This window comes from Actinoplanes oblitus, from assembly GCF_030252345.1.
GTDB lineage: Bacteria > Actinomycetota > Actinomycetes > Mycobacteriales > Micromonosporaceae > Actinoplanes > Actinoplanes oblitus.
The window spans coordinates 6,895,024-6,921,277 of record NZ_CP126980.1; the positions used below are offsets into that span (position 1 = coordinate 6,895,024).

Below are 26,254 nucleotides of genomic sequence, written 5' to 3' on the forward strand. Positions count from 1 at the left end.
CACTCGAATAGGCGTCGAAGCCGGATGATGCCCCGCCGTACGGCCATTCCGCAAGGCCCGAAAGGACCATTAGCGAATTGACGTGAATCTTCCTCGCGTTCGGGGTGACAATTGCTACTGCCGCTCACCGGTATCCATTTGTCAGGGTGATGGAGAACCGACGAGCGGGAGGGTGCCGGTCGCATGGAGGCGCCGACGGCGATCAAACGACGTCTGAACGAACTGGGCCTGCGAACCCGCCTCCGGGCCAGGCCCCGGGCGCAGGGCCGGGTGCTGGCGCCGGCCGGGCTGTTCCGCCGCCTGCCCAGCGCGCCCGGGCTGTTCTTCCCCTTCTACCACGACGTGCTCCCGGAGTACTCCGGCGACCTGCGCCACCACCTGCTCCGGATGCGCCGGATCGGGACCATGGTGAGCTACGACGAGGGCCTCGAAGTGCTGGCCGGCGAGCGGCCGCTGACCGGGCCGGCGTTCTGCCTGAACTTCGACGACGGGCACGCCAGCTGGCGCGACGTGGTGGTGCCGATGCTGCTGGAGCTGAAGCTGCCGGCCACCTTCTTCGTCACCACCGGGCTGATCGGCCGCCCCGGCAACCTGACCTGGGACGACCTCCGCGACATCCGGCGCGCCGGGTTCCCGGTCGGCTCGCACACGGTGAGTCACCACCGGCTGGCCGACCAGGACGACGCCGAGGTGTGGCACGAGATCGTCGACTCGAAGAAGGAGCTGGAGGACGAGCTCGGGGTCGAGGTCCGGGACTTCGCCGCGCCGTACGGCTATCCGCGGGTCGACTTCACCGAGCGCGAGGTACGGGTGGCCGAGCAGGCCGGGTACCGCAGCTTCGCCTCCACGCGGCGCCCGGCCATGCACGCCGGCGACTCCCCGATGTGGATCCGCCGGCAGGGGCTGCACCCCGCGTGGCCGCTGATGGCAGTGCGGACGCGGGTCCATGACTGAGCCACCGCAGGCCCGGCCACGGATCTACCTGAGCCCGCCGGACGTCACCGACGTCGAGCGGAAACTGCTGCTGGAGGCGTTCGACTCGAACTGGGTGGCGCCGGTCGGCCCGGACCTGGACGCCTTCGAGGCCAAGTGCGCCGAGCTGGCCGGCGTCCGGCACGCGGTGGCGCTGAGCAGCGGCACCGCCGCCCTGCACCTGGCACTGATCGCCGCCGGGGTGCGCCGCGGCGACACCGTGCTGGTCCCGTCGTTCACCTTCGCGGCCACCGCCAACGCGGTGATATACCTCGGCGCCCGCCCGGTCTTCCTGGACAGCACCCCGGAGAGCTGGAACGTCGACCCGCAGATCCTCGCCGACGAGCTGCGCGGCCGCGCGGTGCGCGGCCAGCTGCCCCGCGCGGTGATCACCGTCGACATGTACGGCCAGTGCGCCGACTACCGGCCCATCCTGGAGGCCTGCGACAGGTACGGCGTCCCGCTGATCGAGGACGCCGCCGAGGCGCTCGGGGCGACCTACCGGGACCGCCCGGCCGGGTCCTTCGGGCTGGCCGGGGTCCTGTCGTTCAACGGCAACAAGATCGCCACCACCGGCGGTGGCGGGATGCTGGTCACCGACGACGCCTCGGTCGCCGGGCAGGTCCGGCACCTGGCCACCCAGGCCCGCGAGCCGGTCCCGCACTACGAGCACCGCACGGTCGGCTACAACTACCGGCTGAGCAACCTGCTCGCCGCCGTCGGCCGGGGCCAGTTGCAGCGGCTGCCGTCGATGATCGAGGCGCGCCGGGTCACCGCCGAGCACTATCGCGCGGCGCTCGGCGACCTGCCCGGGTTCCACTTCCTGCCGGTGGCGGCCTACGGCGTACCCAACTGGTGGTTGACCTGCCTTCTCGTCGACTCGCCGCGGTCCCGCGATCGGATCCTCGCCGAGCTGGCGAGAGCCGACATCGAGGCGCGCCCCACTTGGAAGCCGATGCACCTGCAGCCGGCGTACCGGGACTGTCTGATGCGCGGCGGCGCGGTCAGCGCCGACCTGTTCCACCGCGGGCTGTGCCTGCCCAGCGGTTCCGCCCTCACCGGGCACGACCGGGATCGTGTCGTGGCCGCCGTCCGCTCGGCTGCCGCCGGGCTCAAGGGGTGACCTCGATGCGCATCGTCTACGTACACCAGTACTACTGCAATCCGGGGATGGCCGGCGGCATCCGCTCCTACGAGCAGGCGAAACGGCTGGTGGCCCGCGGTCACACGGTGGACGTGATCACCACCGACATCACCCCCGGCGACCGGGAGCTGGGCTGGAAGGTCACCCACGAGGACGGGATCACCGTCCACTGGTTCCGGATCCCCTACGACAACCACATGTCGTACGCCCGCCGGCTGCGCGCCTTCGCCGAGTTCATGGTGCTGGCCACCACGCGCGCCGCCCGTCTGAGCGCGGACCTGGTCTTCGCCACCAGCACCCCGCTCACCGTCGCGGTACCCGGTGTACTCGCCGCTCGGCTGCGCCGGGTGCCGTTCGTCTTCGAGGTCCGTGACCTCTGGCCGGAGGTGCCGATCGAGATGGGCGCGCTGCGCAACCCGGTCACCCGGGGACTGGCCGGCGCGCTGGCGAACTTCGCCTACCGCAACGCGGCGGAGGTGGTCGCCCTCTCCCCCGGGATGGCCGCCGGGGTGACCGCACGACGGCCCGGCACCCCGGTCACCGTGGTGCCGAACGCCGCCGACCTGGATCTCTTCCACGTCGACCCGGCGCGGGTGAAACGGTTCCGGGCGGAGCACCGCTGGCTCGGCGACCGGCCGCTGATCGTCTACACCGGCGCGCTGGGCGCGGTGAACGGGGTGGAGTACCTGATCCGCGCGGCCCGGCGGATGCGCGAGCTGGACCCGGAGATCCAGGTGCTGATCGTCGGGCACGGCAAGGAGTGGGAGAGCACCGGCCGGCTCGCCGCCGAGCACGACCTGCTCGACCGGACCGTCCGGATGTGGGAGAAGGTCCCGAAAGCCGAGCTGCCGGTGATCCTGGGCGCGGCGACCATGTCGACCAGCATGGTCCGCCCGATCCGCGGCCTCTGGGACAACTCGGCGAACAAGTTCTTCGACGCGCTCGCCGCGTCCCGGCCGATCGCCATCAACTACGGCGGCTGGCAGGCCGACCTGATCGCCGAGACCGGCGCCGGGCTGGTCCTCGACCCGTACGACGCGGACGGCGCCGGCGACCTGATGGCCGGCCGGGTCCGGGACGAGGACTGGCTGGTCAAGGCCCGGGCCGCGGCCCACCAGCTGGCCGTCGACGAGTTCTCCCGGGACCTGCTCTTCGAACGCTTCGAGGCGGTGCTCACCCGGGCCCGGGCCGGAGCCCGAGCGGCGGGCCGCCGAGCCGTGCTGTCCCAGCAGTCCTGACATCGGGGGGTTCTGAGAAGTGGAACTGCGTGCGTACCTCCGGGCCTGCCGGCGCCGATGGCTGTGGCTGCTGGTCCCGGTGCTGGTGGCCACCGCGATCTCGGCGGGCATGACGCTCACCGCGAAACCGGCCTACAAGTCGTCGATGCTGCTGTTCGTCTCGGCCGGCACCGGGGATCCGGACGCGAACTCCCGTCGGCTCAACTCCTACATCGCCCTGCTCACCGGGCCCCGGGTGGCCGAGGGCGTGGTCGCCAAGCTCGGCCCGGAGGTCACCGCCGCGCAGGTCCGCAAGAGCCTGTCCGCCCAGGTCAGCGAGGGTACCGACCTGCTCGCGATAGCCGCCGTCGACCCGAGCGCGGCGCGCAGCCGGGAGATCGTCACGACCGCCGCGTCGGTGCTGGTCACGGTGGCCAAGGGGATCACCCCGCCGAGCCCGGACGGCGGCCCGGCACCGTCCATCTCGATCCTGCAGGAGGCGGAGACCACCAGGCAGCCGAACGGGCTGGCCCGTAACGCCGGCTTCGCCGCGGTGCTCGGCCTGCTGATCGGCGCGACAGCGGTGGCGATCCGGGAGTTCTCCGGCAAGACCGTCGCCGAGGAGGAGGACCTGCGCCGGCTCGGCCTCGGCACGGTCGGCGTGATCTCGCTGGACGGCCGGGGCCGCGACGAGCACCCGGACCAGGCGCTCGCCGAGGCGTTCCGGCGGCTGCGCAGCCTGCTGCCCGGCGTCACCGACGGGCGGCGGAGCAGCCCGCGCGGCCGGTCGCTGCTGCTGGCCGGCACCAGCCGCAAGGAGGGGACCACGGCGGTCACCTGCGGGCTGGCCATCGCGATGGCCGAGACCGGCGCGCGGGTGGTGCTGGTGGACGCCAACCTGCGCACCCCCGGGGTGGGCCGCTACCTCTCCCTCGACCCGGCGCCCGGGCTGGCCGAGGTGCTCTCCGGCGCCGCGCGGGTCCCGGACGTGCTGCGCGAGTCGCTGAACGGGCGGCTCACCGTGCTGCCGGCCGGTGCGCAGACCCCCGATCCGGGCGGGCTGCTCGCCTCGCCGCGCCTGCCGGCCACCGTGCGCACCCTCACCGAGCGCTTCGACGTGGTGCTGGTCGACGCGCCGCCGCTGAACGGGCCGGCCGACGCCGCGGTGCTCGGCAAGGTGACCGACAGCGCGCTGCTGGTGGTCCGGGCGAACCGGACCCGGACGGCGGACGTGGAGAAGTCGATGGAGCTGCTGGAGCGGATCGGCGCCAAGCTGGCCGGCGCGGTCCTCAACGCGCTGCCCCGCAAGCTGCCCACCGGCCAGGCGTGGGCAGGCGCCACCCAGGTGCCAGCGTCCGACCTGCTCATCCCGCTGGACGAGCCGGCCGAGGAGAGCGCGCCGGTCAGCGGCATCCCGGCGCCGCGACCACCGGCCGGCGTGGTCCGTGGCCGGGCCCGCGTCGCGCAGGCCGCCCTGGACGACGTCGCCCGCGGGAAGGCCCAGGTGATAGAACCGACGAGTCCGGCACCGGCGGCGGCGGACGAGTCCGACCCGGAGCCCGAGAAGCGACCCGACGGTGAGTGAACTGCGGGTGGACCAACAGGCCACGGCGAGGCTCGCAGCCCGCCGGGCGCACCGGCTCACGTGGCTGGCCGGGCAACTCCGGGAACCGTACGTCCAGCTGATCGCCTCGCAGATGCTCACCGGCGCGGTGGCGTTCGCGGCGAACATCCTGATGGTCCGCTCGCTGACCCCTACCCACCGCGGCGAGGTCGCCCTCCTGCTCCAGGTCACCTACCTGGCCACCCAGGTGCTGCTGCTCGGGACCGAGCGCAGCTTCGTGGCCACCTATCACAACGTGGCCGCGGGACCGGCCGTCCGGGCGTACGCCAAGCTGTTGATCGTCCCGATCCTGGTCGGACTGGTCGGCTCGGTGATCTACACGGCGGTCGCGCCGCACCGGGAGAACCCCGGGCCGGTGATCGTCGCGATGCTGTTCTGGTACACCATCGTCGAGGCGTCCTCCCTGGCCACCCGGTCGATTGCGATAGCCGTGGGCCGCGTGCGCGACTTCTTGGTCTGCCGGGTGCTGGAGTCGGTGCTGCTGCTGATCATGCTGGTCGGCCTGTACGCCGCGCACACCTCGCACCCGGAGATCTGGTTCCTCGCCTACCTGGTGGCCGGCGCCGTGCCGACCGTCGTCTACCTGGTGACCTGGCTACGGCTGCCGCCGGACCCGGACGCCGTCCCGGTCCACCAGGAGCAGGGCCGGATGGTCCGCCGGGAGGGCCTGGCGCTGTTCCCGGCGGCCATCTCCAACATGGCGATGCTGCGTGTGGACCGCCTGGTCATCCCGGCGCTCGCCTCGACCGCCGCGCTCGGCCTCTACACCAGCGTGGCCACCATGACCGAGCTGCTGGCCTGGCCGCTGCGCGCCTACGCCGACTCCCGGCTGGGCCGGTGGCGGGCCGCGCACCGGGACGGCAGCCTGCGGGCCGCCCCGCTGGTGCTGGCCGCCGCCGTCTACACGCTGGTCGTCGTCCCGGTCGTGGCCGGTGGGCTGTACCTGCTGATCGTCCCGGTCTTCGGCCACCAGTACGCCCCGGCCAAGGTGGTGGTGCTGCCCCTGGTGCTGGCCGCCGGCCTGTACGCGATCTCCCGGATCAGCCTCGGCCTGCTGATCGCCCGCGGGCACGGCGCGCTGGTGTCGGCCGCCGAGATCACCGGTTTCGTGGTGAGCTTCGCGGTCTACCTGCTGCTCATCCCGCGCCTGGGCATCCTCGGCGCGGCCTACGGCTCGCTCGCCGGGTACGGCGCCTGCCTGCTCTTCGCGCTGGTGGCCAGCCGCGTGGTGAAGGACGAGAACGATGCCTGACCGGTCCGCCGCCCCCCGGGTCTTCCTCGCTCCCGGCCTGCTGCTCGTGCTGATCGCCGTCGGCGGCCGGTTCACCCTGGACCGGGCCGGGTTCACCGGCCTGGGCTGGGTCGACCTGCGGGTGGTCGGCCTGATCGTCGCGCTGGTCCTGCTGATCGTGGACATCAGCCGCCGGCCGCGGACGGCGACCGGCCGGGACGAGACCTGGCTGGTCGTCACCCTGCTGTTCTTCCTGTTCCAGATCGCCTCGGCGCTGTGGGCGCCGCCGGCCGCCCGGATCGGCGCGCAGACCCTGGACATGATCCTGCTCGGCGCGCTGACGCTGGCGTTCTACCACTGGACGCTGGGCGACCCGGACCGGGCGATCCGGTACACGTTCCTGCTGTTCTACGTCACCGCCATCGTGTTCGGGCTGGCCGCCATCTTCATCAACGGGCCGGGCGAGCAGGGCCGCTACTCCGCCTTCGGCGGCGGCCCGAACGTCTTCGTCCGCATCGAACTGCTCGGCGTGATCAGCGCGATCGCCCTCACCCTGATCCATCGCCGGCTGGTGCCGCTGCTGGCCACGCCGCTGTTGCTGCTGGCCGCGCTGCTCTCCGGCTCGCGGGGCGCCCTGATGGCCGGCGCGGTGGTCGGCGGCTACGCGCTCTGGAAGATCCGCGGCCGGCTCAAGCCCGGCCCGGTGCTCGCGGCCGGCGCGTTCCTGGTGGTCGCCGCGATCGTCGTCTGGTTCACCGCGCCGCCCGCCTTCACCTCGCTGTTCCAGGAGCGATTCGTCGAGCAGACGGTCCAGGAGCAGTACATGTCGAACCGCACCGACATCTGGGCGGCGGCGCTCAAGCTGGGCTGGGAGCACCCGATCGGCGGCGCCGGTCTGGACGGCTTCTACGGGTCGATCGGCATCAATCAGATGATCGAGTACCCGCACAACTACGTGCTCGCCGTCGTCGCCGAGGGCGGGCTGATCGGGCTCGGCCTGCTCACCGTCGCGGTCATACTGTGGGCAAGGACCGTACGCGGTGGCGGTGCCCGCCCGCAGGCGGTGGGGCTCGCCGTGTCGGCGGCCGTGTTCGTGGCCTTGAGCAGCCTGTTCTCCGGTGACTACTACGACGCCCGGCTCGCTTGGATCTTCGCCGCGATGGCCGCCGCGGCCGCTGTCGCGCAGGCCCGGACGGCGCCCGCCGCCGCGCCTGCCCGTGAGCGAGAGGCAGTTGGACGATGACTTCCCACAAGCGATGCGGACGACGGGCAGTGCTGCTGCTCGGCGTCGGCTCGGTGGTGGCCGTGACCGCGGCGAACAGCGCGGCCCGGCCCTGCAACGCGGAACCCCTGGCCCCGGCGGAACCGGTGGCCGCGTCCCCGGCGGAGGTGACGGTCACGCTGAGGCCGGTCAGCTACTGGACGAGCCTGTTCGAGCGCAGCTGGGACTACCAGGCCCGGACCGCGCAGCCGATGAGCAGGTCCCGGGACAGCCAGGACCACTACGACCTGTCGTACACGCTGGACGCGAACGTGGCGATGTTCCGGGCCACCGGCGCGCTGCGCTACCTGGACCGGGCGCTGGCCTACGTCGACAACGTGGCGTCCTCGGCGGTGCCGTCCGCCTCGCTGCCCGGCAGCAGTTTCCGGGACCGGTACCGCGGCTGGGCGTCGAGCAAGTCCGGCGAGCGCGGCGACGAGGTGCCGCTCTACGAGAGCTACTTCTGGCGGTACGCCACCCAGCTGCTGGTCGCGATGCGGCAGAGCACCGCCGTCTACGCGAACGCGAGTTACCGGGCCGTCTACGAGCGGCTGCGCACCTTCGCCGAGGTGGACGTCTTCGAGAAGTGGTACACGCGGGGCGCCGGCGAGAACATCTTCCGGGATCGCACCCACATGGCGGCGCACTGGGCGCTGATCGCGCTCAACCTGGGACTGCTGGCCACCGATCCGGACCGGCGGGCCCGGTACAAGAAGGTGCACGACACGATCAGCGCCGAGCTGCACAACCAGATGACGCGCAACCCGGTGGAGCCGACCGCGTACTTCTGGAGCGACGAGTGGGGCTCCACCCGCCGGCCCGGGCAGGACGTGGGGCACGGCAACGGGGTGATCTCGTACGTGGTGGAGGCCCGCGACCACAAGCAGGGCTGGACGGCCGCCGACATGACGGCGTTCGGCGCGCTGCTCGGCAAGGTGATCTGGCCGGGCGGGACGACGTACCGGGAGTTCGTCGACGGGACCGGGTCGGACAACGGCTGGATCGCCGACGGCTTCGTCAAGCTCGGCCGGTACGACCCGAACCTGCAGCACCGGCTGGACGCGTACCAGGTGGTCAACGACCAGTTCGCCGGAAACATGGCGCTCAACGCAAAGATCCTGCGCGGGTGAGGAGTTCTCGATGACGGCATCGCTGCTGGACCCGGCGGCCCGGGAGTGGAAGGAGACGTTGCAGCACGTGGCGCACGACATGTATCACGTGCCCGACTACGTCGTCCTGGACGCCCGGCTGTACGGCGGCGCGCCGGCCGCGTTCCACTTCGAGCGGGGCGCGCGGCGGCTGCTGATTCCGCTGATCGTCCGGGAGATACCCGGCTCGGAGCTGCGGGACGCGCTGTCGCCGTACGGATATCCGGGTCCGGTCAGCGATGCCGCGCCCAGCGACACGCTGTTCTGGCGGGCGGCCTGCGCCGCCCTGATCGAGACGCTGCGGCAGGCCGGGATCATCTCGGTGTTCGTCCGGATGCACCCGCTGCTGAACGCGCCGTCGCCGGTGCTCGGCGAGGCCGGCGCGCTGGTCCGGCACGGCGAGACGGTGTCGATGGACCTGACGATCGGCGTCGAGGAGATGTGGAGCCAGACCCGCAGCGACCACCGCAACCACATCAACCGGGCGAAACGCGCCGGCACCCGGGTCGTCTTCGACGACTGGGGCCGGCTCGCCGAGTGGGTCGAGGTCTATCACGACAACATGCGGCGGGTGGGCGCCGCCGATTACTACTTCTTCACGTACGAGCATCTGGCCGCCCTGCACGACGCGGTCGGTGACCGCATGCACCTGGCTGTCGCGCTGGAGGGCGACGAGGTGGTGGGCGGCAACACGTTCTTCGAGTACGACGGGATCGCCACCGGTTACGTCTCGTCCACCCGGCGGGCCCGCGGCCGGTACGCCGACGAGCTGCTCTACGACTCGGTGCGGCGGTGGTGCAAGGAGCGCGGCGCGCGGGTGTTCCACCTGGGCGGTGGCAAGGGTGGTGCCAACGACTCGCTCTTCTCCTACAAGGCCGGGTTCTCGCCGCGCCGGCATCCGTTCCACACCTGGCGGGTGGTGGCCGACCCCGCGGCGTACGAAAGCCTGGTCCTGGACAGACGGCCCGGCGCCGATCCCGCGGACCTGTCCTCCACCTTCCCGTCCTACCGCTAGGAGCACGCATGCGGATCACCTGCGTCGGCGGCGGCCCCGCCGGTCTGTACTTCGCGGTGCTGGCGAAGCTGGCCGACCCCACCCGCGAGATCACCGTGCTGGAGCGCAACCCGGCCGGCGTCACCTACGGCTGGGGCGTGGTCTTCTGGGACGACCTGCTCGACGACCTGTTCCGCTACGACCCGGTCAGCGCCGCCCGGATCTGGGAGGCCGCCTACAAGTGGAACGAGTACGAGGTCCGGGTCACCGGTAAACCCGACTCCCACCTGGGCGGATACGGCTTCAGCATGGGCCGGCACAAGCTCCTGGAGATCCTCGGCGAGCGGGCCCGCGAGCTCGGTGTGACGGTGCGTTACCAGGATGAGCTGACCGACCCGGCCATGCTGCCGCCGGCCGACCTGGTGGTGGCCTGCGACGGGGCCGGCAGCCGGATCCGCGACCTGCACGCCGAGCACTTCGGGGCGTCCGTGGAGACCGGCCGCAACAAGTACATCTGGCTGGGCACCCCGCACGTGTTCCGCACCTTCCGGTTCGGGTTCGAGCGGACCGAGGCCGGCTGGATCTGGTTCCACGCCTACCCCTTCAGCGACACGGCGAGCACGTTCATCGTGGAGTGCACCCCGGAGACGTGGACCGGGCTGGGCCTGGATCGGCTGGACTCGGCGGCCGGCAACGCCCGGTTGCGGGAGATCTTCGCCAAGCACCTGGACGGCCAGCCGCTCGACGACTCAGGGCGGGGCTGGCTGAACTTCCGGCGGGTGACCGCCGAGCGCTGGGACCACGGCAACGTGGTGCTGATGGGCGACGCCGCGCACACCACGCACTTCGCCATCGGCTCCGGCACCAAGCTGGCGATGCAGGACGCGATGGCCCTGGCGGACGCCGTCGCCGACTTCGCGCCGGAGGCGCTGCCCGCCGCGCTGGAGCAGTACGAGCACCGCCGCAAGGTAGCGCTGGCGCCGCTGCAACGGGCCGCGCTGGCCAGCAGCCAGTGGTTCGAGCGGATGCCGGAGTACGCGACGTTGCCGGCTACCCGGTTCTCGTACGCCCTGTCGAATCGCCGGGAGGACTTCCCGGCGTGGCGGTACCTGCTGCATATTTCGACGCAGGGCACGGTCCCGCGCACGATGCTGCGCTGGACGCTGAGCGCCCGACGGTGGAACCGGGCCCGCCGGCGGCCGGCCCGCCGCCTCACCGCAGCAGTCCCCTGACGACGAGGACGAGGAGTACCGATGGCCGAAGGTGCGCTCCTGGAACCGGACGACACCGCGTGGGCCGAGGCACTGGTCCGCATCCGGCACGACATCTACCACCTGCCCGACTACGCACGGCTCGACGCCGACCTGGTCGGCGGTACCGCTACCGCGTTCCGCTACGACGAGGCCGACCACGTCCTGCTCCTGCCGCTGATCCTGCGCCCGATCCCGGAGACCGGGCTGCACGACGCCGTCTCGCCGTACGGCTACCCCGGGCCGGTCAGCGACGTGGCGCCGGTCAACAGCGGCTTCTGGGCGCGGGCCGCCCGGGCGCTCGTCGCGCTGCTGAACACGCACGGGGTGGTCACCGCGTTCGTCCGGCTGCATCCGCTGCTGCCCGCCCCGCAGGTGTCGCTCCAGCAGACCGGCACCCTGGTCAACCACGGCCAGACCGTCTCGATCGACCTGACCGGCACCGCCGAGCAGCTCTGGCGGGACACCCATCGCACGCACCGCAAGCAGATCAGCCGGGCGAAGCGCGCCGAGGTGGCGGTGGTCTTCGACGACTGGGACACGTTCGACACCTGGATCGACACGTACCACGCGACGATGCACCGGGTCGGCGCGCGGGACTTCTACTTCTTCAGCCACGAGCACCTGCACCGGCTGCGCGACGCGCTCGGCCCGCACCTGCACCTGGCCACCGCGGTCCGGCGGGGCGAGGTGCTCGGCGGCAACCTGTTCTTCGAGTACGACGGGATGATGCACACCCACCTGCAGGCCACCCGGGACGGCGAGATCTTCTACGCCGACAAGCTGCTCTACCACGAGGTGCGGCTCTGGGGCCGGCAGCGCGGGAACCGGGTGGTGCACCTCGGTGGTGGGGTGGGCGGGGCGGACGACTCGCTGTTCCAGTACAAGGCGGCGTTCGGGGGCGGGCGGCAGGACTTCCACACCTGGCGGCTGATCACGGATCCGGCGGCGTACGAGCGGCTGGCCGGGGCGCCCACCGCGGAGTCGCTGGGCGGGCGGTTTCCGCCGTACCGGTGAACGGCCGTTTCCCATCGGCCGCCTCGGGAGTGGCCGGTTTTTAATCGGTCGGCTCCGGGGCGGTCGGGCGACCACAATGATCGGCATGCTGGCCGCCACCCGGGAACTGCTCGACACCCTCGATCCCCTGCCGTCTCGTGCGCGGCTGCGGCATCTCGCGGCCTGGGCGCGCACCGCCCCGGACCGGCCCGAGGTCTGCGCCGAGCTGCGCGCCGGCGACGGTTACCAGCGGCATCTCGCGCTGGTCGCCGCCCTGGTGGCCGACGATGCCGCGGCCGTCGACGCGGCCGTCCACGATCCGCTGCCCGGCCTGCGGTCCGCCGCGCTCCAGGCCGCGCTGCGGGCCGGCCGCCTCGGACCGCGGATCGCCGACCTGCCCGCTTCCGATCGCCGCCGCCTTTACCGTACGCTGCGCGCCCGCCCCGCCCCGGCCATCGCCGACGCCCTGATCGGTGACATCCACGCGCGCTTCGGTGACGCCGAGGCGGCCGCTCTCCTGCCGGCCTGCGGCGCTGCCACGGTACGGCGGCTGCTCCCCGACCTGGCCCACGCCACCCGGCTGCGCGCCCTGGTCCGCCGGCACCCCGAGCCGCTCATCGGGTTCGCGGCCGGGACGCTGGCCGCCGCCGGGCCGGAGGATCTCGTCCGGGAGTGGCACCGGCTGGCCCCGGCGATCCTCACCCTCGCGCCGGAGCGGGCCCTGGAACTGCTCGAACGGCACGCGCCGGACAACAGCCTGCCGGGGAACCTGGACCGATATGGACCACTCGCCAAGCACGACCCGCACCGGCTGCTGCGGCTGCTGATCGCGCCCGGCCGGGCCGGGTGGCTGCGGCGGACCACGCTGCCCCAGGTGGTGCTGCGCCGGCTCGCGGTGCTCTCCGACGACGAGCTGGCGCCGCTGGCCCGGGGCGTGGCCGGGCTCGCCCCGCTGCTGCGGGCGCTGCCGCCGGCCCGGCGCGGCACGATCTACGACGCCGGGCTGGCCGAACAGGACACCAGCCGGTTCGTACCGGACCGGGCGACACTCGACCTGCTGCCGGCCGCGGTCCGGGTGCGGGAGGTGCGGCGGCTGCTCGCGCTCGACGAGGTGGCCCGGCAGGAGCAGCAGGTGCTGGACCTGAGCGCCTATCTGGACTGGCCGGCGGCGGCCGCGGCGCAGGAGGTGGCGGTGCGGTCCGGGGACGCCGGTGAGCGGGCGCTGGCGTACACCCGGCTGGTCGAGGCGGCCGGCCGGTCCCGGGACACGGCGGCGGTGGCCGAGGTGACCGGCCGGCTCACCCGGCTGCGCAACGAGCAGGACCCGGTCCGCTCGGCCGCCCTCACCGCCCTGGCCGGGGTGGCCCGTCTGCTCACCGCGGACACGGCGGTCGCGCTGACCGCGATCACCACCGACGCGGTGGAGGCGCGGGACGCGTCGGCGGCCACCAGCGCCGCGCTGAGCCGGCTGGCCACCGACACCCTGCGGCACCACGTGGACGTTCCGGAGCTGCGCGAGTGGGCGCTGCTGACGATCGACCTGGTGAGCACCGCGGCGACGGTACCGACGCTGCGCCGCTTCGACCGGGTGCTGCGGCGCGGCCAGGAGACGATGGTCTTCGACCGGCTCCGGCCCTGGGTGGCCGGCAACGTCGAGCGGGCCCGGTACGCTCCGCTGTTCGCGCTCACCGAGGCGCTCGGCAAACGCGCCTGGCAGGTGCCCGAGCTGCAGGAGCTGCTGCGCCGGGCGGCCGGCCCGGACACCCTGCCGTGGGTCGCGAGCACGGCGATCGGCTACTGGCTGGCGGACCCTCGGCAGCGCGACGTCCGGGTGGCCGAGGTGCTGGCCGGTGACCCGTCGTCGGTGCTGCTCGAACCGGTCTGGCACGCGGTCGCCACCCGGCGCACCGACCTGCTGGACGCGGTGCTGAGCCGACGCGCGGTGGGCCGGTTCGCGGACGCGCGCACCCGGCCGGTGCCCGGCTGGGCGCCGTGCCCGTGGCGGTGGCTGCCCCGGCAGCAGGCCGCGTTCGTCGCCCTGCACGCCCGGATCGTCGCCGACACCGGCGCCGGCCTCGGGGAGCGGATACGGTCGCTGCGGGCCGCCGCCCCGGTCGGCGAACCCGGGCGCCAACTGGTTCTGCGATACCTCACCGCGCCGGAGGTGCAGCTGGCCGAGGCCGCGCTGGCCGCGCTGGTCTGGACCGAGCGTCCCGACCTGGCCCTGCCGCTGCTGGTCCCGCAGGCCGGCGGGGATCGTGCCCGGGTGGCCATGTACGCCGCCGCTCGTTCCGCCAAGCACCTCCCACCGGCCGGGCTGGCCGGTCCGCTGGAGGCTCTCCTCGCACCGGCCGCGGCCGTCAAGGTCACCAGCCGGAAGGAGGCGGTGCGGATTCTGGCCCGCTATGGGCCGCCGGCCGCCATGGACCGGCTGCTCGCCGTCTACACCGCGGCGGACCAGCACCGGGACGTCCGGGCCGCTGTCGTGGGCGCCGCCCGGCAGCGCCTCGACGCCGAGGCCAGCTGGACCATCCTGGACCGGGCGATCGGCGCCAGCCGGGAGGAGCGGCGGGCCGTCCTGGACACCTACCCCTACACGATCCCGGCCCGGCACCGCCCGCGCTACGCCGAGCTGATCGCCGCGACCTGCCGGGCCGGCGACCGGGAGGTGCGCCAGGCCGCCTTCGCCAAGCTGCACGAGTGGTCCCGCTGGGCCGGCGACCTGACCGACCTGGTCGTCGACCGGCTCACCGACCTCGACGAGAAACTGGTGAACCTCCAGGTCGCCGGCCTCCTGCGGGCCGCCGGCCACCCGGCCCTGGGCCTGGCGCTGACCCGGCTCGCGACGATGACCGATCCGCACCCCGAGCCGGGCGCCGACCTGCCGGCCCGCCGCCGCGTCGAGGTGCTGGCCCAGGGCGCGTCGGCCCTCGGGCGTTCGCTGCCCCCGAACGCCGGCCGCACCGCCCTGATCGACGCCATGCGCACCCTCGCGGCCCGGCCCGGCTACCTCGCCGTCGCCCTCGCCGCTCTGGTCGATCTCGGTCAGCTGGACAACCTGCTGGAGGTCGCCGACAGGTGCGCCGCCCGTCCGGTGATCGCCGCCCGGATCGCCGAACGGGTCGGCGCCCGTCTCCGCGAGCAGCGTGACCCGCCGACGCCGGCGTTCCTCCAGGACCTGATCGAACGCCTGGCCTGGCGCGGTGACCTGGCCGCCGGGCTGTTCGCGGTCCAGCTGGTCCGCTTCGGTGCCGGTTACCGCTGGGCCGGCCGCTGGCGGGACCTGCTGCTGGCGCTGCGCTCCCACCCCGACCCGGACGTCCGCGACGACGCCGTCGCCCTCACCATGACCTGACCCTCGCCCCGGCTGGTCGTGCGGGCCCTGTCCCCCGCTCGGACAGAACCCTCACGACCAGCCGAAACCTCGGGCTGGCACTCACGACCCACTTCCCAACCCCGACACCACCACCACGACCAGCCCCCAACACCCGGCTGGCACTCACCACCCACTCCCCGACCCCGACACCACCACCACCACGACCAGCCCCCAACACCCGGCTGGCACTCACCACCCACTCCCCCACCCCGACACCACCACCACGACCAGCCCCCAACACCCGGCTGGCACTCACCACCCACTCCCCCACCCCGACACCACCACCACGACCAGCCCCCAACACCCGGCTGGCACTCACCACCCACTCCCCCACCCCGACACCACCACCACGACCAGCTGGGGGTTGGAGTCGGGATTCAGCCCGGCGGGCGCCGGGCGGTCCGGTGTCCGGCGGGCATCGCGTGTAGGCACGGGACACCGATGATGCGGTTGGGGGCTGGGACAGGCGTACCGGATCGGGTTTTCTGAAGCGGAAGCGACCGGCGGAGATCAACCACAGCTCATTCATAGGTTTCAATGTTTTGCTCGACGGCGTCCTCAGTCCCCTTCCCCCGAGGAGGAACGGTGCAAGACAACGACGCCTACGTGCGCGAGGTGCATGACAAGGGCCTGCGATTCGACCTGCCGACGATGTCGCGGCGGCGGATGCTCGGTGTCGCCGGCGGGGTCGGCGCCGCGGTGATCGGCGGCGCCCTGACAAACGCCGGCACGGCCGACGCGGCCACCACCGGCACGGCCGGCGCCACCACCGGGGCGGCAGGCGCCGTCGCCGGCGCGGCGGGCGCCACCAGCACGGACGATGCGGCGGCCTGCCTGGCCGAGGTCGAGTCGGAGACCGCGGGCCCCTACCCGGCGGACGGGTCGAACGGGCCGGATGTGCGGAAGCTGTCCGGGATCGTGCGCAGTGACATCCGGTCGAGTTTCGGCACGTCGACGACGACAGCGCCGGGCGTGCCGCTGCAGTTCTCGCTGACCGTGCGGAACCTGGGCTGCGCTCCGGTCGCCGGCGCGGCGATCTACGCCTGGCACTGCGACCGGGCCGGGCGGTACTCGCTGTACTCCTCCGGAGTGACCGGCGAGAACTACCTGCGCGGCATCCAGGTCACCAACTCGTCCGGCGTGGCGACCTTCACCAGCATCTACCCGGGGTGCTACGCGGGACGCTGGCCGCACATCCACTTCGAGGTGTACTCGTCGCTGGCCGCGGCCACCAGCGGGGCCGGGCCGATCCGCAAGACGTCGCAGATCGCGCTGCCCAAGGACGTGTCACAGACGGTGTACGCGAGCGCCACCGGGTACTCGGCGAGCGTCACCAACCTGAGCCGGATCAGCCTGGCCACCGACATGGTGTTCCGGGACGACCTGGCGGCCCGGGAGATGGCGACGGTCACCGGCTCGGTAGCGGCCGGCTACGTGGCGAACCTGACGATCTCGGTCAACCTGTAAGGATCGTGCCGACCACCACGCGGCAGGCCGGCGTCATCGGGGTGGTGTACTTCGGCGGTGGCCCGGCCTGGTCCACCTGATCGTGGTGAGCGTGGCCCTGGCCGCGATCGTGCAACTGCTGCTCGCGGCCAGGGCACACTGATGCGGAGGCGGAACGTCACCGGTTGTCGACCATCCCGTGCGGGTCGATGACGTACTTGCGGGCCGCGCCCTGGTCGAACTCGAGGTAGCCCTGCGGGGCCTGGTCGAGCGAGATCGGGGTGGCGTTGACGTTCTTCGCGATCCGCACCCGGTCGTGCAGGATCGCCATCATCAGCCCGTGGTGGTACTTCATCACCGGGCACTGGCCGGTGACGAAGGAGTGCGATTTCGCCCAGCCCAGGCCCAGCCGCAGCGACAGGGACCCGACCTTGGCGGCGTCGTCGACGCCGCCCGGGTCACCTGTCACGTACAGGCCCGGGACGCCTATCGCGCCACCGGCCCGGGTCAGGTCCATCAGCGAGTTCAGCACCGTTGCCGGCTTCTCCACCTGGGCGTCCTGGCCGTGCCCGCGCGCCTCGAAGCCGACCGCGTCGACGGCGCAGTCGACCAGCGGCTGCCCGATCGCCGGGGCGGCCCGGCCGAGGATCTGCTGCACCTGGTCGACCGGTTCGCCACGGGACACGTCCACCGTCTCGCAGCCGAAGCTGCGGGCCTGGGCGAGCCGCTCCTCGTTGAGATCGCCGACGATGACCACCGCGGCGCCGAGCAGGAACGCCGAGGTGGCAGCGGCCAGGCCGACCGGGCCGGCACCGGCGATGTAGACCGTCGAGCCGGTGGTGACGCCGGCGCTGACACAGCCGTGGTAGCCGGTCGGGAAGATGTCGGAGAGCATCGTCAGGTCGAGGATCTTCTCCAGGGCCTGGTCCCGGTCGGGGAAACGGAGCAGGTTCCAGTCGGCGTACGGGACCATCACGTACTCCGCCTGGCCGCCGACCCAGCCGCCCATGTCGACGTACCCGTACGCCGAGCCGGGCCGGTCCGGGTTCACGTTGAGGCAGACCCCGGTCTTGCCCTCCTTGCAGTTGCGGCACCGACCGCAGGCGATGTTGAACGGCACCGACACGATGTCGCCGACCCGCACGTACTCGACGTCCGACCCGACCTCGATCACCTCACCGGTGATCTCGTGGCCCAGCACCAGGCCCTCCGGCGCGGTGGTGCGCCCGCGGACCATGTGCTGGTCGCTGCCGCAGATGTTGGTGGTGACCGTCTTCAGGATGGCGCCGTGCGGAGTACGCCGCCCGACGTTCATCTTGTTGACGCCGGGGCCGTCCTTCACCTCGTACGTCGGGTAGTCGATGTCCTGGATCGCAACGCGCCCGGGACCCTGGTAGACAACGGCTCTGTTGCCCATGGTGGCCTCCATCGTCGGGTGGACTCGATCCCGATGCTTCTCGCGCGGTAGCCGAAAATGAACCCTCGGTAATCTCGACGCGCGCCGAAAAACACATTGCACCCATTCGATGGCATCATTCGGCGCATGATCACCGATCTGCGCACGCTTCGGCTCGACGGCGTCGACATGCTGGTCTCGGTGAGCGGCGACCGGGTCGAGGTCCGGGACCCGCGGAACGACCGGCTGATCAGTTCCCAGAAGCCGGGCGAGGTCCACCGCCTCGTCGTCTGCGAGGTGGGCTGGCGTGATCCGGTGATCGCCGCCGGCACCGACCGCGGCGTGGTCTGGCTGGATCCGCGCACCGGGCACTCGCCGCACACCGGCGATCCGGCCCCACCCGGCCCGCTGGCCACCTGGGCCGGGACGCTGCTCGCCGGATCACCGCTCGAACCGTTCCCGCTGCTGCGCTGGGACGCCGGCACCGGCGCCCGTCTCGAACCGCTGGGTGTCCACGCCGATCAGGTCAGCGCGGTGGCCGTGCTGGACCTGCCGGACGGACCGGTGGTCTGCGCCGGCGACCAGAGCGGGACCATCCACCGGTGGCACCCGCGCACCGGGGCCCGCGCCGGAGATCCCCTGACGGTCGGCGACGAGCCGATCAACGCGATCACCGGGATCCGGCTGCCGGGCGGCCGGCGCCTGATCGCCGCGGCGACCGCCGACCTCCATCGCTGGGACGCCGCGACCGGCGAACCCATCGGGGTGCCGGTGGTGGTCGACAGCCACGCGGTGCACCGGCTGGACCCGGTAGTGGTGAACGGCCGGGTCGAGCTGATCACCTCCGGTCACGACGAGGTGGTGCAGCGCTGGGACGCGGAGACCGGCGAGCGGATCGGCGCCCCGCTGCCGGGCCGCTGCGCCACGGTCTTCCATCGGTACGGCGAACTCACCCTGGCGATCGGCTCCCCGGACGGCGCCGTCGCGCTGTTCCCCCTGGGCCAGCCGCACCCCGATCGGCGGACCTGACCGTGCCGGGAGGCCGGTGACGCCGGCGCGAGATCGACCGGGAAAACGGTGATCGCGGTTGTCGCGGCCGGGCGCCGCGGACCCGACGACCACCCGGATCACGGCCGGCGCGGTGGCGGCGACGGGCATCGGTCGAAGCTCAGATACGGAACCGGTGGGTGAGTTCCGCCAGGTCCTGACTGAGCTGGGTGAGTTCGTTCGCGGCCTGCCGGGACTGCTCGGCGCTGTCGCGGGTCCGGTCGGTCACCGCGCGCACCCCGGCGATGTTCTCGGTGATCTCGTTGCTGCCGACGGCCGCGTTGGAGACGCCCCGGTTCATCTCGCCGGTGGTGGCGGTCTGCTCCTCCACCGCCGCCGCGATGGTGTCCTGGGCCTCGCTGATCCGCTGGATCACCTCGGTGATCCGCCGGATGGAGGCGACCGCCGCCTCGGTTTGCCCCTGGATGCCGGTGACCCGGCTGATGATGTCGTCGGTCGCCCGGGCGGTCTCCTGGGCCAGGTCCTTGACCTCGGCGGCCACCACGGCGAAGCCCTTGCCGGCCTCGCCCGCCCGCGCCGACTCGATCGTCGCGTTCAGGGCCAGCAGGTTCGTCTGTTCCGCGATCGAGGTGATGGTCTGCACCACCGCACCGATCTCGGTGGACGCCTCGCCGAGCCGGGCCACCGTCTCGCCGGCCTCGGCGACGGTCGTCACCGCCGACCCGGCGACGGTGGCTGCCTCGGTGGTGTTCCGGCTGATCTCACCGATCGCGGCGCCCATCTGCTCCGACCCGGCGGCGACGGTGTCGAGGTTGCGGGACACGTCACCGGCGCTGTCGGCGACGATGCCGATCTGCCGGGACGCCTGGTCGGCGTCCGCCTGGAGCGCCTGCGACATCGCTGTCAGCGTGGACGAGGCGGACGCGACCTGACCGGCGTGGCTGGCGATGCCGGCGATGGTCTCCCCGATCCGGTCGATCGCCCGGTCGATCGAGGAGCTCATCCGGCCGATCTCGTCGCCGCGGTGGATGCCGACGCGCTGGGTGAGGTCGCCCTCGGCGAGCCGGTCCACCACCGCGACGACCTTCTGCACCGGCTTGCGGATGGATCGGCTGAGCAACGTCGCGGCCAGCAGGGCCAGGAGCACGGCGACGGCGGCCAGCACCCACTCCCGGACCGTGGCGGCGTGGCGGGTCGCGCTCAGCCGGTTCAGCGCGGCGGTCCGCTCGGCGGAGACCGACTCGTCGAACGCGGCGGCGGCGTCCATCGCCTTGAGGTACGGCCCGGACTCGGTGACGTTGCTGATGTGCGCGGCCTGCTCGTACCGGCCCTGCCGCACCGCCGCCCAGACCTGCTCGTCGGTGGTCATGAACGCGTCGAGACCGGCCCGGAAGTCGGCCGCCCGGGCACGCTGGTCGTCGTTCGCCGCGGCCGCCTCGACGTCGCCGAGCAGCGCGTACACCTTCTCCTTGGCACCGGTGAAGAAGCCGTGCTTGAGCTCGTGGTCGGACGCGGTGTACGCCGTCTGCAACCCGTACGCGTCCGAGAACCGGAACTGCAGCAGCGCGACGGACCGCGCCTTCGGGTCGATGACCTCCACGATGTGCCGGGCCTGCCGGTTGACGTCGGCGCGCACCAGGCTCGCGTTGACCACCACGAGCAGGAGGAGAACCGCCATCGAGCAGAAGCCGGCCCACAGCTTCAACGAAAGCGACAAATCCTGAAAAGACCGGCGCACAGTTTCACACAGTAACCGGGTAGGCCGCCGTCGACGGGCGAATCCGCGCTCAGGCGGCGTCGCGTTCGTCGCGCTGCCGTCCCGGGATGATGATGTCGCGGTGCCGGGCCGGGCGCCGCGCCGCCGGCAACTGCGGGCCGATCCGGGCCGGCCAGATCCGCTGCGGGCGGTCGGCGAGTTTGGGGCGCTCGCGCGGGATGAGGGTGCGGTCCGGCGGCACCCAGATCGGCAGCGGCGCGCTCGGCGGCCCCCACCAGACGATGGTGCCGTATCCCCGGACCAGCGGCGGCTGCAACGCCGGCCAGCGTGCCTCCAGCGGGATGGCCAGCCGCCACGCCTCCATCGGCACCAGCGCGCTGACCGGATGCCCGGCCGCTCCGGGCAGCACCGGCAGCGGCGGGGCCGGCAACGCGTGCGGTTCCGCGCCGGCCGGCAGGGCGTGCGGGTCGGCCGTCTCGGCGGCGGCCGCTGTCGTCGCCGGGGCGCTGGCCAGCACGATCGCGCAGGCCACGGTGATCAGGGCGGCGGCCAGCGCGACCGGTTCCCAGCCGGGGCGGACGGTGTCGCCCAGGACGGTCAGCGCGATCACCGAGGGCGCGATCACCTCGCCGGTCCAGTGCACGGCGGTGACCCGGCCCACCTCGCCGCGCTGGAGCGCGTTCGCGTACATCACCATGCCGTTGGCCGCGAAGATCAGCAGAACGTACGTCAGCGGCTCGCTGAAGATGGTCAGCGCCGCCGAGCCGATCGTGGTCATCCGGTCGTCGGGCAGGTGCAGGGCCCGGCCGCCGAGCGCCGCGGCGCCGACCGACAGCCCGCCGATCGACGCGATCAGGCCGGGTGAGCCGACCCTGGTGGCCGCCCAGCCGAGGATCAGCACGACGACCAGGGCCACGCAGAACCCGGCCCGCAGCCCGAGCGACGCCGCCACCACCTGCTGCTGCCCGGCCGACAGGGCCAGCCCGGCCAGCGCGCAGATGGTGATCACGATCGCCACCACGTCGCGCCGGCGCAGCCGGGAGCCGAGGAACAGCCAGGCGGCGAAGGCGGTGATGGCCAGCGAACCGGCCAGCACCGACTCGACCAGATAGACCGCCAGCTCGCGCAGCGCGATCATCGAGCCGAACCAGGCGGTCATGTCCAGCGCGATGCCGACCAGATAGAGCGGGTGCCCGAGGGTGGACACCGCGCTGGTGCTGCGCCGGGCGCCGATGGCCTGCAGGATCGAGCCGGCCGCGTAGCAGAGCGAACCGAAGATGGCGATGCCCAGCGCGATCCAGCCACCGGCGGTCATCGCGATCGACCGCCGTCACCGAGGGTGCAGGCCGCTGTCACGCCCCGATCATATGGCCGGCCCTCGATTCGCGCGAGCCCCGCGAAAGGCCAACTGAGCTGCGGCGATGATCAAATGCAAACCCGCTTCACGGTACGCGCTGAGCGGCGTGACCGAGGTCCCGGGTGCTCTCCCCCGGCACCCGCTGCGCGGGAAGCTTCTCCACCAGCGCGGGCAGGTCCCCTCGATGCGAGCCCTGGAACGTCCGCCAGATGATGCGCAGGTCGAGCAGCGGCGACCAGTTGTCGATGTACCACCGGTCCAGCACGAACCGTTCCGACCAGGGGATCGCGTCCCGCCCGTTGATCTGTGCCCAGCCGGTGATCCCGGGCCGCACTTCCAGCCGCCGGGCGTCCTCCGCGGAGTACTCGGCCACCTGCGGGAGCACGTCCGGGCGCGGCCCGACCAGGTTCATCTGCCCGCGCAGCACGTTGATCAGCTGGGGCAGCTCGTCGAGGCTGGTCGCCCGCAGGATCCGGCCGCACCTGGTGATCCGCGGGTCGTTCTCCAGCAGGTCGTTCGGGTTCGCCATGCCGAGCCGGGCGCCGACCGCCAGGTTGTCGTGGACCATCGAGCGGAACTTCAGGATCCGGAAGGTCCGCCCGCCCCGGCCGGCCCGGTCCTGCACGAAGAAGATCCCCTTGCCGTCGGCCACCCGGATCCAGAGGGCCACGCCGAGGAACACCGGCGACAGCAGGAGCAGCGCGACGGCGGCGACGAGTTGGTTGAGAAGGTTCCAGATCGGGCGCAGGTGGTCCACGATTCCCCCAGCTCAGAGCGATTCCACTGTGTCGCCGGTGAGGCGGTGACGGGTGTCCAGCACGTACCTGGCGTGCTCGACGACGAGGTCCAGGTCGAACGCGTCGTGGTCGGCGAGCAGCACCACCGCGTCGGCGGCGGCGAGCACCTCCGGGCTCAGCCGCACCCGGGTGACCCGCTGGTCGACGCGGGCGTCCTCGACCACGTGCGGATCGGCGGCGAGCACCTCGGCGCCCATCTCGAGCAGCAGCGTGGCGACCCGCCGGGCCGGCGACTCGCGGGCGTCGCCGCTGTTCTTCTTGTAGGCCAGCCCGAGCAGCAGCACTGTCGAGCCGTTCACCGCCTTGCGCCGCTCGTTCAGGGCGGCGACCAGCCGGCGGACGACGTAGTCGGGCATGTGGTTGTTGATGTCGTTGGCCAGCTCGACGAAGCGGAAGCTCTGTCCGAGCGTCCGCTGCACCCGCCAGGACAGGTAGGACGGGTCGATCGGCAGGCAGTGGCCGCCGACGCCGGGCCCGGGCACGAACCGCATGTAGCCGAACGGCTTCGAGGACGCGGCGTCGATCGCCTCCCAGACGTCGATGCCCAGGTCGTGCGCGTACACCGCGAGCTCGTTGACCAGCGCGATGTTGACGTGCCGGAACGTGTTCTCGAGCAGTTTGGCCAGCTCGGCGACCTTGGGGTCGGAGACCGGCACGATGGTCTCCACCACCGAGGCGTAGAAGGCGCGGACCCGCTCCAGCGACGCTGGGTTGATCCCGGAGACCACCTTCGGCGTGGTGACCAGGTTCCACTGCTGGTTGCCCGGGTCGATGCGCTCCGGGCTGAAGCCGAGGAAGAAGTCCTCGCCGGCGATCAGGCCGGAGCCCTCCTCGAGCAGCGGCGCCACCAGCTCGGTGGTGGTGCCCGGATAGGTGGTCGACTCCAGGGCCACGGTGGCGCCCGGCCGCAGGTAGCGGGCCAGGGTGCGGGCCGACTCCTCGATGTAGCGCAGATCCGGGGAGCCGTCGCGCAGCGGGGTGGGCACCGCGATCACCGCGATGTCGAAGCCGGCGCAGGCCCGCGGATCGGACGACGGCAGGAAGCCGCCGCCGGCCAGCACCGCCTGCAGCTGGGCCGAGCCGACGTCGTCGACGTAGGACTCGCCGGCGGCGAGCCGCTTGATCCGGTCGTCGTCGACGTCGAAGCCGACAACGGTGTGCCCGACCTCGGCGGCCCGGACGGCGAGGGGCAGTCCCACGTAGCCCTGCCCGGCGACGACTACTCGCATCGGTGCGCTCCTGTCCCCCGTACGAAAAGTGGGTGTTGATCTGGCTTTTCTCATGGATGCCGGCCCAGGCGCATGGTGAACTCGGCCTGGCGCCTGCCGGAGCGCCCGCCGGAGCGCGGCGCCGGAGCGGGCGTCTCGGCGCGGCCGGGCAGCGCGGGACTCTCGGCGAGCCAGCGCAGCACGGCGATCAGGTCCTCGCGGGGCGCGGCCGGGTCCATCAGCGAGAGCACCGCGCCGTCCAGCGGCGGCACCGGCGCCTGCGAGATCAGCGGATGGTGCGGCCGGTGGTCGGGCTCGGCCGGGCCGAGCAGCACCTCGGCCAGCTTCTCGCCGCGCCGCAGCCCGGTGTAGACGATCTGGATGTGCCCGCCGGCGCTCTCCGCGATCCGCTTCGCCACGTCGGCGATCCGGACCGGCTCGCCCATGTCGAGGACCAGCACCTCACCGTGGCTCTCCACCGCGCCGGCCTGGATGACCAGCCGGACCGCCTCCTGGACGGTCATGAAGTACCTGGTCACGTCGGGGTCGGTCACGGTGATCGGGCCGCCCGCCTCGACCTGCGCGGCGAACGCGGTGAGCACCGAGCCGCGGCTGCCGAGCACGTTGCCGAACCGGACGCTGGTGTAGGTGCCGGGGGCTGCCGCGTCGGCGGCGGCGGTGAGCCGTTCGGTGATCCGCTTGGAGTAGCCGAGCACGCTGCACGGGTCGGCGGCCTTGTCGGTGGAGATGTTCACCAGGCGGTCCACGTGGTGCCGGATCGCGGTCTGCAGGATCTGATAGGTGCCCAGGATGTTGGTCTTGAGCGCTTCGGACGGGTGCATCTCCAGGAGCGGCAGGTGCTTGAGCGCCGCGGCGTGGAACACCACCTGCGGCTGGTGCTCGGCGAACACCTCGTCGAGGCGCTGCTGGTCGCGGATGTCGGCGACGACCAGGTTGCGGTCGTCGAGCATGCCCCGGCCGTCCAGCGAGAGCTGCACCGCGTGCAGGCCGGACTCGTCACGGTCCAGCATCACCAGCCGGGCCGGGTTGAACTGGGCGACCTGCCGGCACAGCTCGGAGCCGATCGAGCCGCCGGCGCCGGTGACCAGGACCCGGCGGCCGGCCAGGTAACCGGCGACCGCCGCCAGGTCGATGCTGATCTCCCGGCGGCCGAGCAGGTCGGCGTGGCTGACCGGGCGGATGTCCTCGACCCGTACGGTCCGGCCGAACAGCTCGACCACCGGCGGCACGACCTTGACGTCCACGTTGAGCGGGGCGGCCAGGTCGGTCAGGTTGCGGACCAGGTCGGCGCCGGCGCTCGGGATGGCGATCACCACGGCCTCGGCCCGGAACCGGCGGACCACCTCGGCCATCGCGTGCCGGTTGCCGGCCACCGGCACGCCCATGATCTGCAGGGTGCGCTTGGTCGGGTCGTCGTCGAGCAGGGCGACCGGCACGTACGGGCTGGACGGGTCGCGCAGCATGGCCCGGATGACCTGGGTGGCGCCCTCGCCGGCGCCCATCACGACGATCCGGGTGCCGGACTCCGGGCTGGGCCGCAGTCGCTGGTCCTGCAGCAGGCGGACGGCGTACCGGACGCCGGCCGCGAGGACCAGGCCGATCAGCCCGGCCGCGATGATCGCCGAGCGCGGGGCGAGCCGGCCCAGCACGGTGTCCAGGGCGAACACCACCGGGATGGTGACCGCCGTGGTCTTGGCGAGCGCCAGGATCTCCTCGAAGCAGCCGTACGACCAGCGGCCGGTGTAGAGGCCGAACCGCAGCCCGGCGACGGTCTGCACCGCCACGGCCACCGCGGTGAGTTCCGTCAGGCCGCCGCCGTCGAGGTACGCCAGGTGCCCGTCGTAGCGGAGCAGGGTGGCCACCAGCAGGGCGGTGGCCAGGGCGAGCGCGTCGGCGCCGGCCCGTGCCGCCCGGCCGGGCAGCGCCGCGCGGAACCACGGCGCCGCCCGGCCGGGCCAGGCGCCAACTGATGCGTCCGCTGCCGGTTCGCCGGCAACGGCTCGCCGTGTCTGCATGGGATTCCCCCTCGTACGATGCCGGCGACAACCGGCCGTGGATCCGTTGCTTCGGCGTATTTCCAGGAGCCGGAAA

General features: G+C 72.6%; 19 protein-coding genes. 13 read left to right on the top strand and 6 right to left on the bottom strand.

Translation table 11 applies throughout. The annotated features are described in order from the left end of the window. The first annotated feature begins 183 nt into the window (after positions 1 to 183). From Actob_RS31115 to Actob_RS31170, 12 genes are all read left to right on the top strand, one after another. Positions 184 to 954 (top strand): polysaccharide deacetylase family protein, encoded by a 771-nt coding sequence (locus Actob_RS31115; RefSeq protein ID WP_284915421.1) that lies wholly within the window; start codon positions 184 to 186, stop codon positions 952 to 954. Further along, entirely contained in the window at positions 947 to 2,095 is a 1,149-nt protein-coding gene (locus Actob_RS31120) for an aminotransferase class I/II-fold pyridoxal phosphate-dependent enzyme (protein WP_284915422.1), read from the top strand. Before Actob_RS31115 ends, Actob_RS31120 begins: the two co-directional genes overlap by 8 nt. 5 nt (positions 2,096 to 2,100) lie before the next feature. Then, a complete protein-coding gene (locus Actob_RS31125; protein ID WP_284915423.1) occupies positions 2,101 to 3,354 on the top strand; it encodes a glycosyltransferase family 4 protein in 1,254 nt (417 codons plus the stop codon). Positions 3,355 to 3,373: 19 nt separating this feature from the next. Continuing rightward, positions 3,374 to 4,918, top strand: coding sequence for a polysaccharide biosynthesis tyrosine autokinase (locus tag Actob_RS31130; protein WP_284915424.1), 1,545 nt, complete (start codon positions 3,374 to 3,376; stop codon positions 4,916 to 4,918). Continuing rightward, positions 4,911 to 6,209: a lipopolysaccharide biosynthesis protein gene (locus tag Actob_RS31135; protein WP_284915425.1), complete on the top strand. Its 1,299-nt coding sequence runs from the start codon at positions 4,911 to 4,913 to the stop codon at positions 6,207 to 6,209. Before Actob_RS31130 ends, Actob_RS31135 begins: the two co-directional genes overlap by 8 nt. Next, on the top strand, positions 6,202 to 7,431 hold the full coding sequence (locus Actob_RS31140) for an O-antigen ligase family protein (RefSeq protein ID WP_284915426.1): 1,230 nt from the start codon (positions 6,202 to 6,204) through the stop codon (positions 7,429 to 7,431). Before Actob_RS31135 ends, Actob_RS31140 begins: the two co-directional genes overlap by 8 nt. Beyond that, complete coding sequence (locus tag Actob_RS31145) at positions 7,428 to 8,579, top strand: hypothetical protein (protein WP_284915427.1); 1,152 nt, start codon at positions 7,428 to 7,430, stop codon at positions 8,577 to 8,579. The genes Actob_RS31140 and Actob_RS31145 overlap by 4 nt, the downstream gene beginning before the upstream one ends. 10 nt (positions 8,580 to 8,589) lie before the next feature. Further along, complete coding sequence (locus tag Actob_RS31150) at positions 8,590 to 9,612, top strand: GNAT family N-acetyltransferase (protein ID WP_284915428.1); 1,023 nt, start codon at positions 8,590 to 8,592, stop codon at positions 9,610 to 9,612. An 8-nt stretch (positions 9,613 to 9,620) separates the two neighbouring features. After that, positions 9,621 to 10,823 carry an FAD-dependent monooxygenase gene (locus Actob_RS31155; protein WP_284915429.1) on the top strand — a complete coding sequence of 401 codons (1,203 nt, stop codon included), beginning with the start codon at positions 9,621 to 9,623 and terminating at the stop codon, positions 10,821 to 10,823. 21 nt (positions 10,824 to 10,844) lie between these two features. Next, positions 10,845 to 11,858 (top strand): GNAT family N-acetyltransferase, encoded by a 1,014-nt coding sequence (locus tag Actob_RS31160; RefSeq protein WP_284915430.1) that lies wholly within the window; start codon positions 10,845 to 10,847, stop codon positions 11,856 to 11,858. Between the two features lie 85 nt (positions 11,859 to 11,943). Continuing rightward, on the top strand, positions 11,944 to 15,192 hold the full coding sequence (locus Actob_RS31165; protein WP_284915431.1) for a hypothetical protein: 3,249 nt from the start codon (positions 11,944 to 11,946) through the stop codon (positions 15,190 to 15,192). Positions 15,193 to 15,798: 606 nt separating this feature from the next. Further along, positions 15,799 to 16,680 (top strand): intradiol ring-cleavage dioxygenase, encoded by an 882-nt coding sequence (locus Actob_RS31170; protein WP_284915432.1) that lies wholly within the window; start codon positions 15,799 to 15,801, stop codon positions 16,678 to 16,680. A gap of 157 nt (positions 16,681 to 16,837) precedes the next feature. Here Actob_RS31170 and fdhA read toward each other — a convergent pair whose 3' ends face one another. Continuing rightward, the gene (gene fdhA, locus Actob_RS31175) at positions 16,838 to 18,076 is read right to left on the bottom strand and encodes a formaldehyde dehydrogenase, glutathione-independent (protein WP_284915433.1); all 1,239 of its coding nucleotides are present in this window, start codon (positions 18,074 to 18,076) and stop codon (positions 16,838 to 16,840) included. Positions 18,077 to 18,202: 126 nt separating this feature from the next. Here fdhA and Actob_RS31180 point away from each other — a divergent pair, with 126 nt between their 5' ends. Then, the gene (locus Actob_RS31180; protein WP_284915434.1) at positions 18,203 to 19,084 is read left to right on the top strand and encodes a WD40 repeat domain-containing protein; all 882 of its coding nucleotides are present in this window, start codon (positions 18,203 to 18,205) and stop codon (positions 19,082 to 19,084) included. Positions 19,085 to 19,223: 139 nt separating this feature from the next. Here Actob_RS31180 and Actob_RS31185 read toward each other — a convergent pair whose 3' ends face one another. The 5 genes from Actob_RS31185 to Actob_RS31205 all read right to left on the bottom strand — a co-directional run bounded on the left by Actob_RS31185 (position 19,224) and on the right by Actob_RS31205 (position 26,178). Next, positions 19,224 to 20,741, bottom strand: a complete 1,518-nt coding sequence (locus tag Actob_RS31185) for a methyl-accepting chemotaxis protein (RefSeq protein ID WP_284915435.1) — start codon at positions 20,739 to 20,741, stop codon at positions 19,224 to 19,226. A 109-nt stretch (positions 20,742 to 20,850) separates the two neighbouring features. Next, positions 20,851 to 22,095: a hypothetical protein gene (locus tag Actob_RS31190; RefSeq protein ID WP_284915436.1), complete on the bottom strand. Its 1,245-nt coding sequence runs from the start codon at positions 22,093 to 22,095 to the stop codon at positions 20,851 to 20,853. A gap of 127 nt (positions 22,096 to 22,222) precedes the next feature. Next, positions 22,223 to 22,894 carry a sugar transferase gene (locus Actob_RS31195; protein WP_284915437.1) on the bottom strand — a complete coding sequence of 224 codons (672 nt, stop codon included), beginning with the start codon at positions 22,892 to 22,894 and terminating at the stop codon, positions 22,223 to 22,225. 12 nt (positions 22,895 to 22,906) lie between these two features. Further along, on the bottom strand, positions 22,907 to 24,163 hold the full coding sequence (locus tag Actob_RS31200; RefSeq protein WP_284915438.1) for a nucleotide sugar dehydrogenase: 1,257 nt from the start codon (positions 24,161 to 24,163) through the stop codon (positions 22,907 to 22,909). A gap of 50 nt (positions 24,164 to 24,213) precedes the next feature. Beyond that, positions 24,214 to 26,178, bottom strand: a complete 1,965-nt coding sequence (locus Actob_RS31205; RefSeq protein ID WP_284915439.1) for a nucleoside-diphosphate sugar epimerase/dehydratase — start codon at positions 26,176 to 26,178, stop codon at positions 24,214 to 24,216. Positions 26,179 to 26,254: the final 76 nt, after the last annotated feature.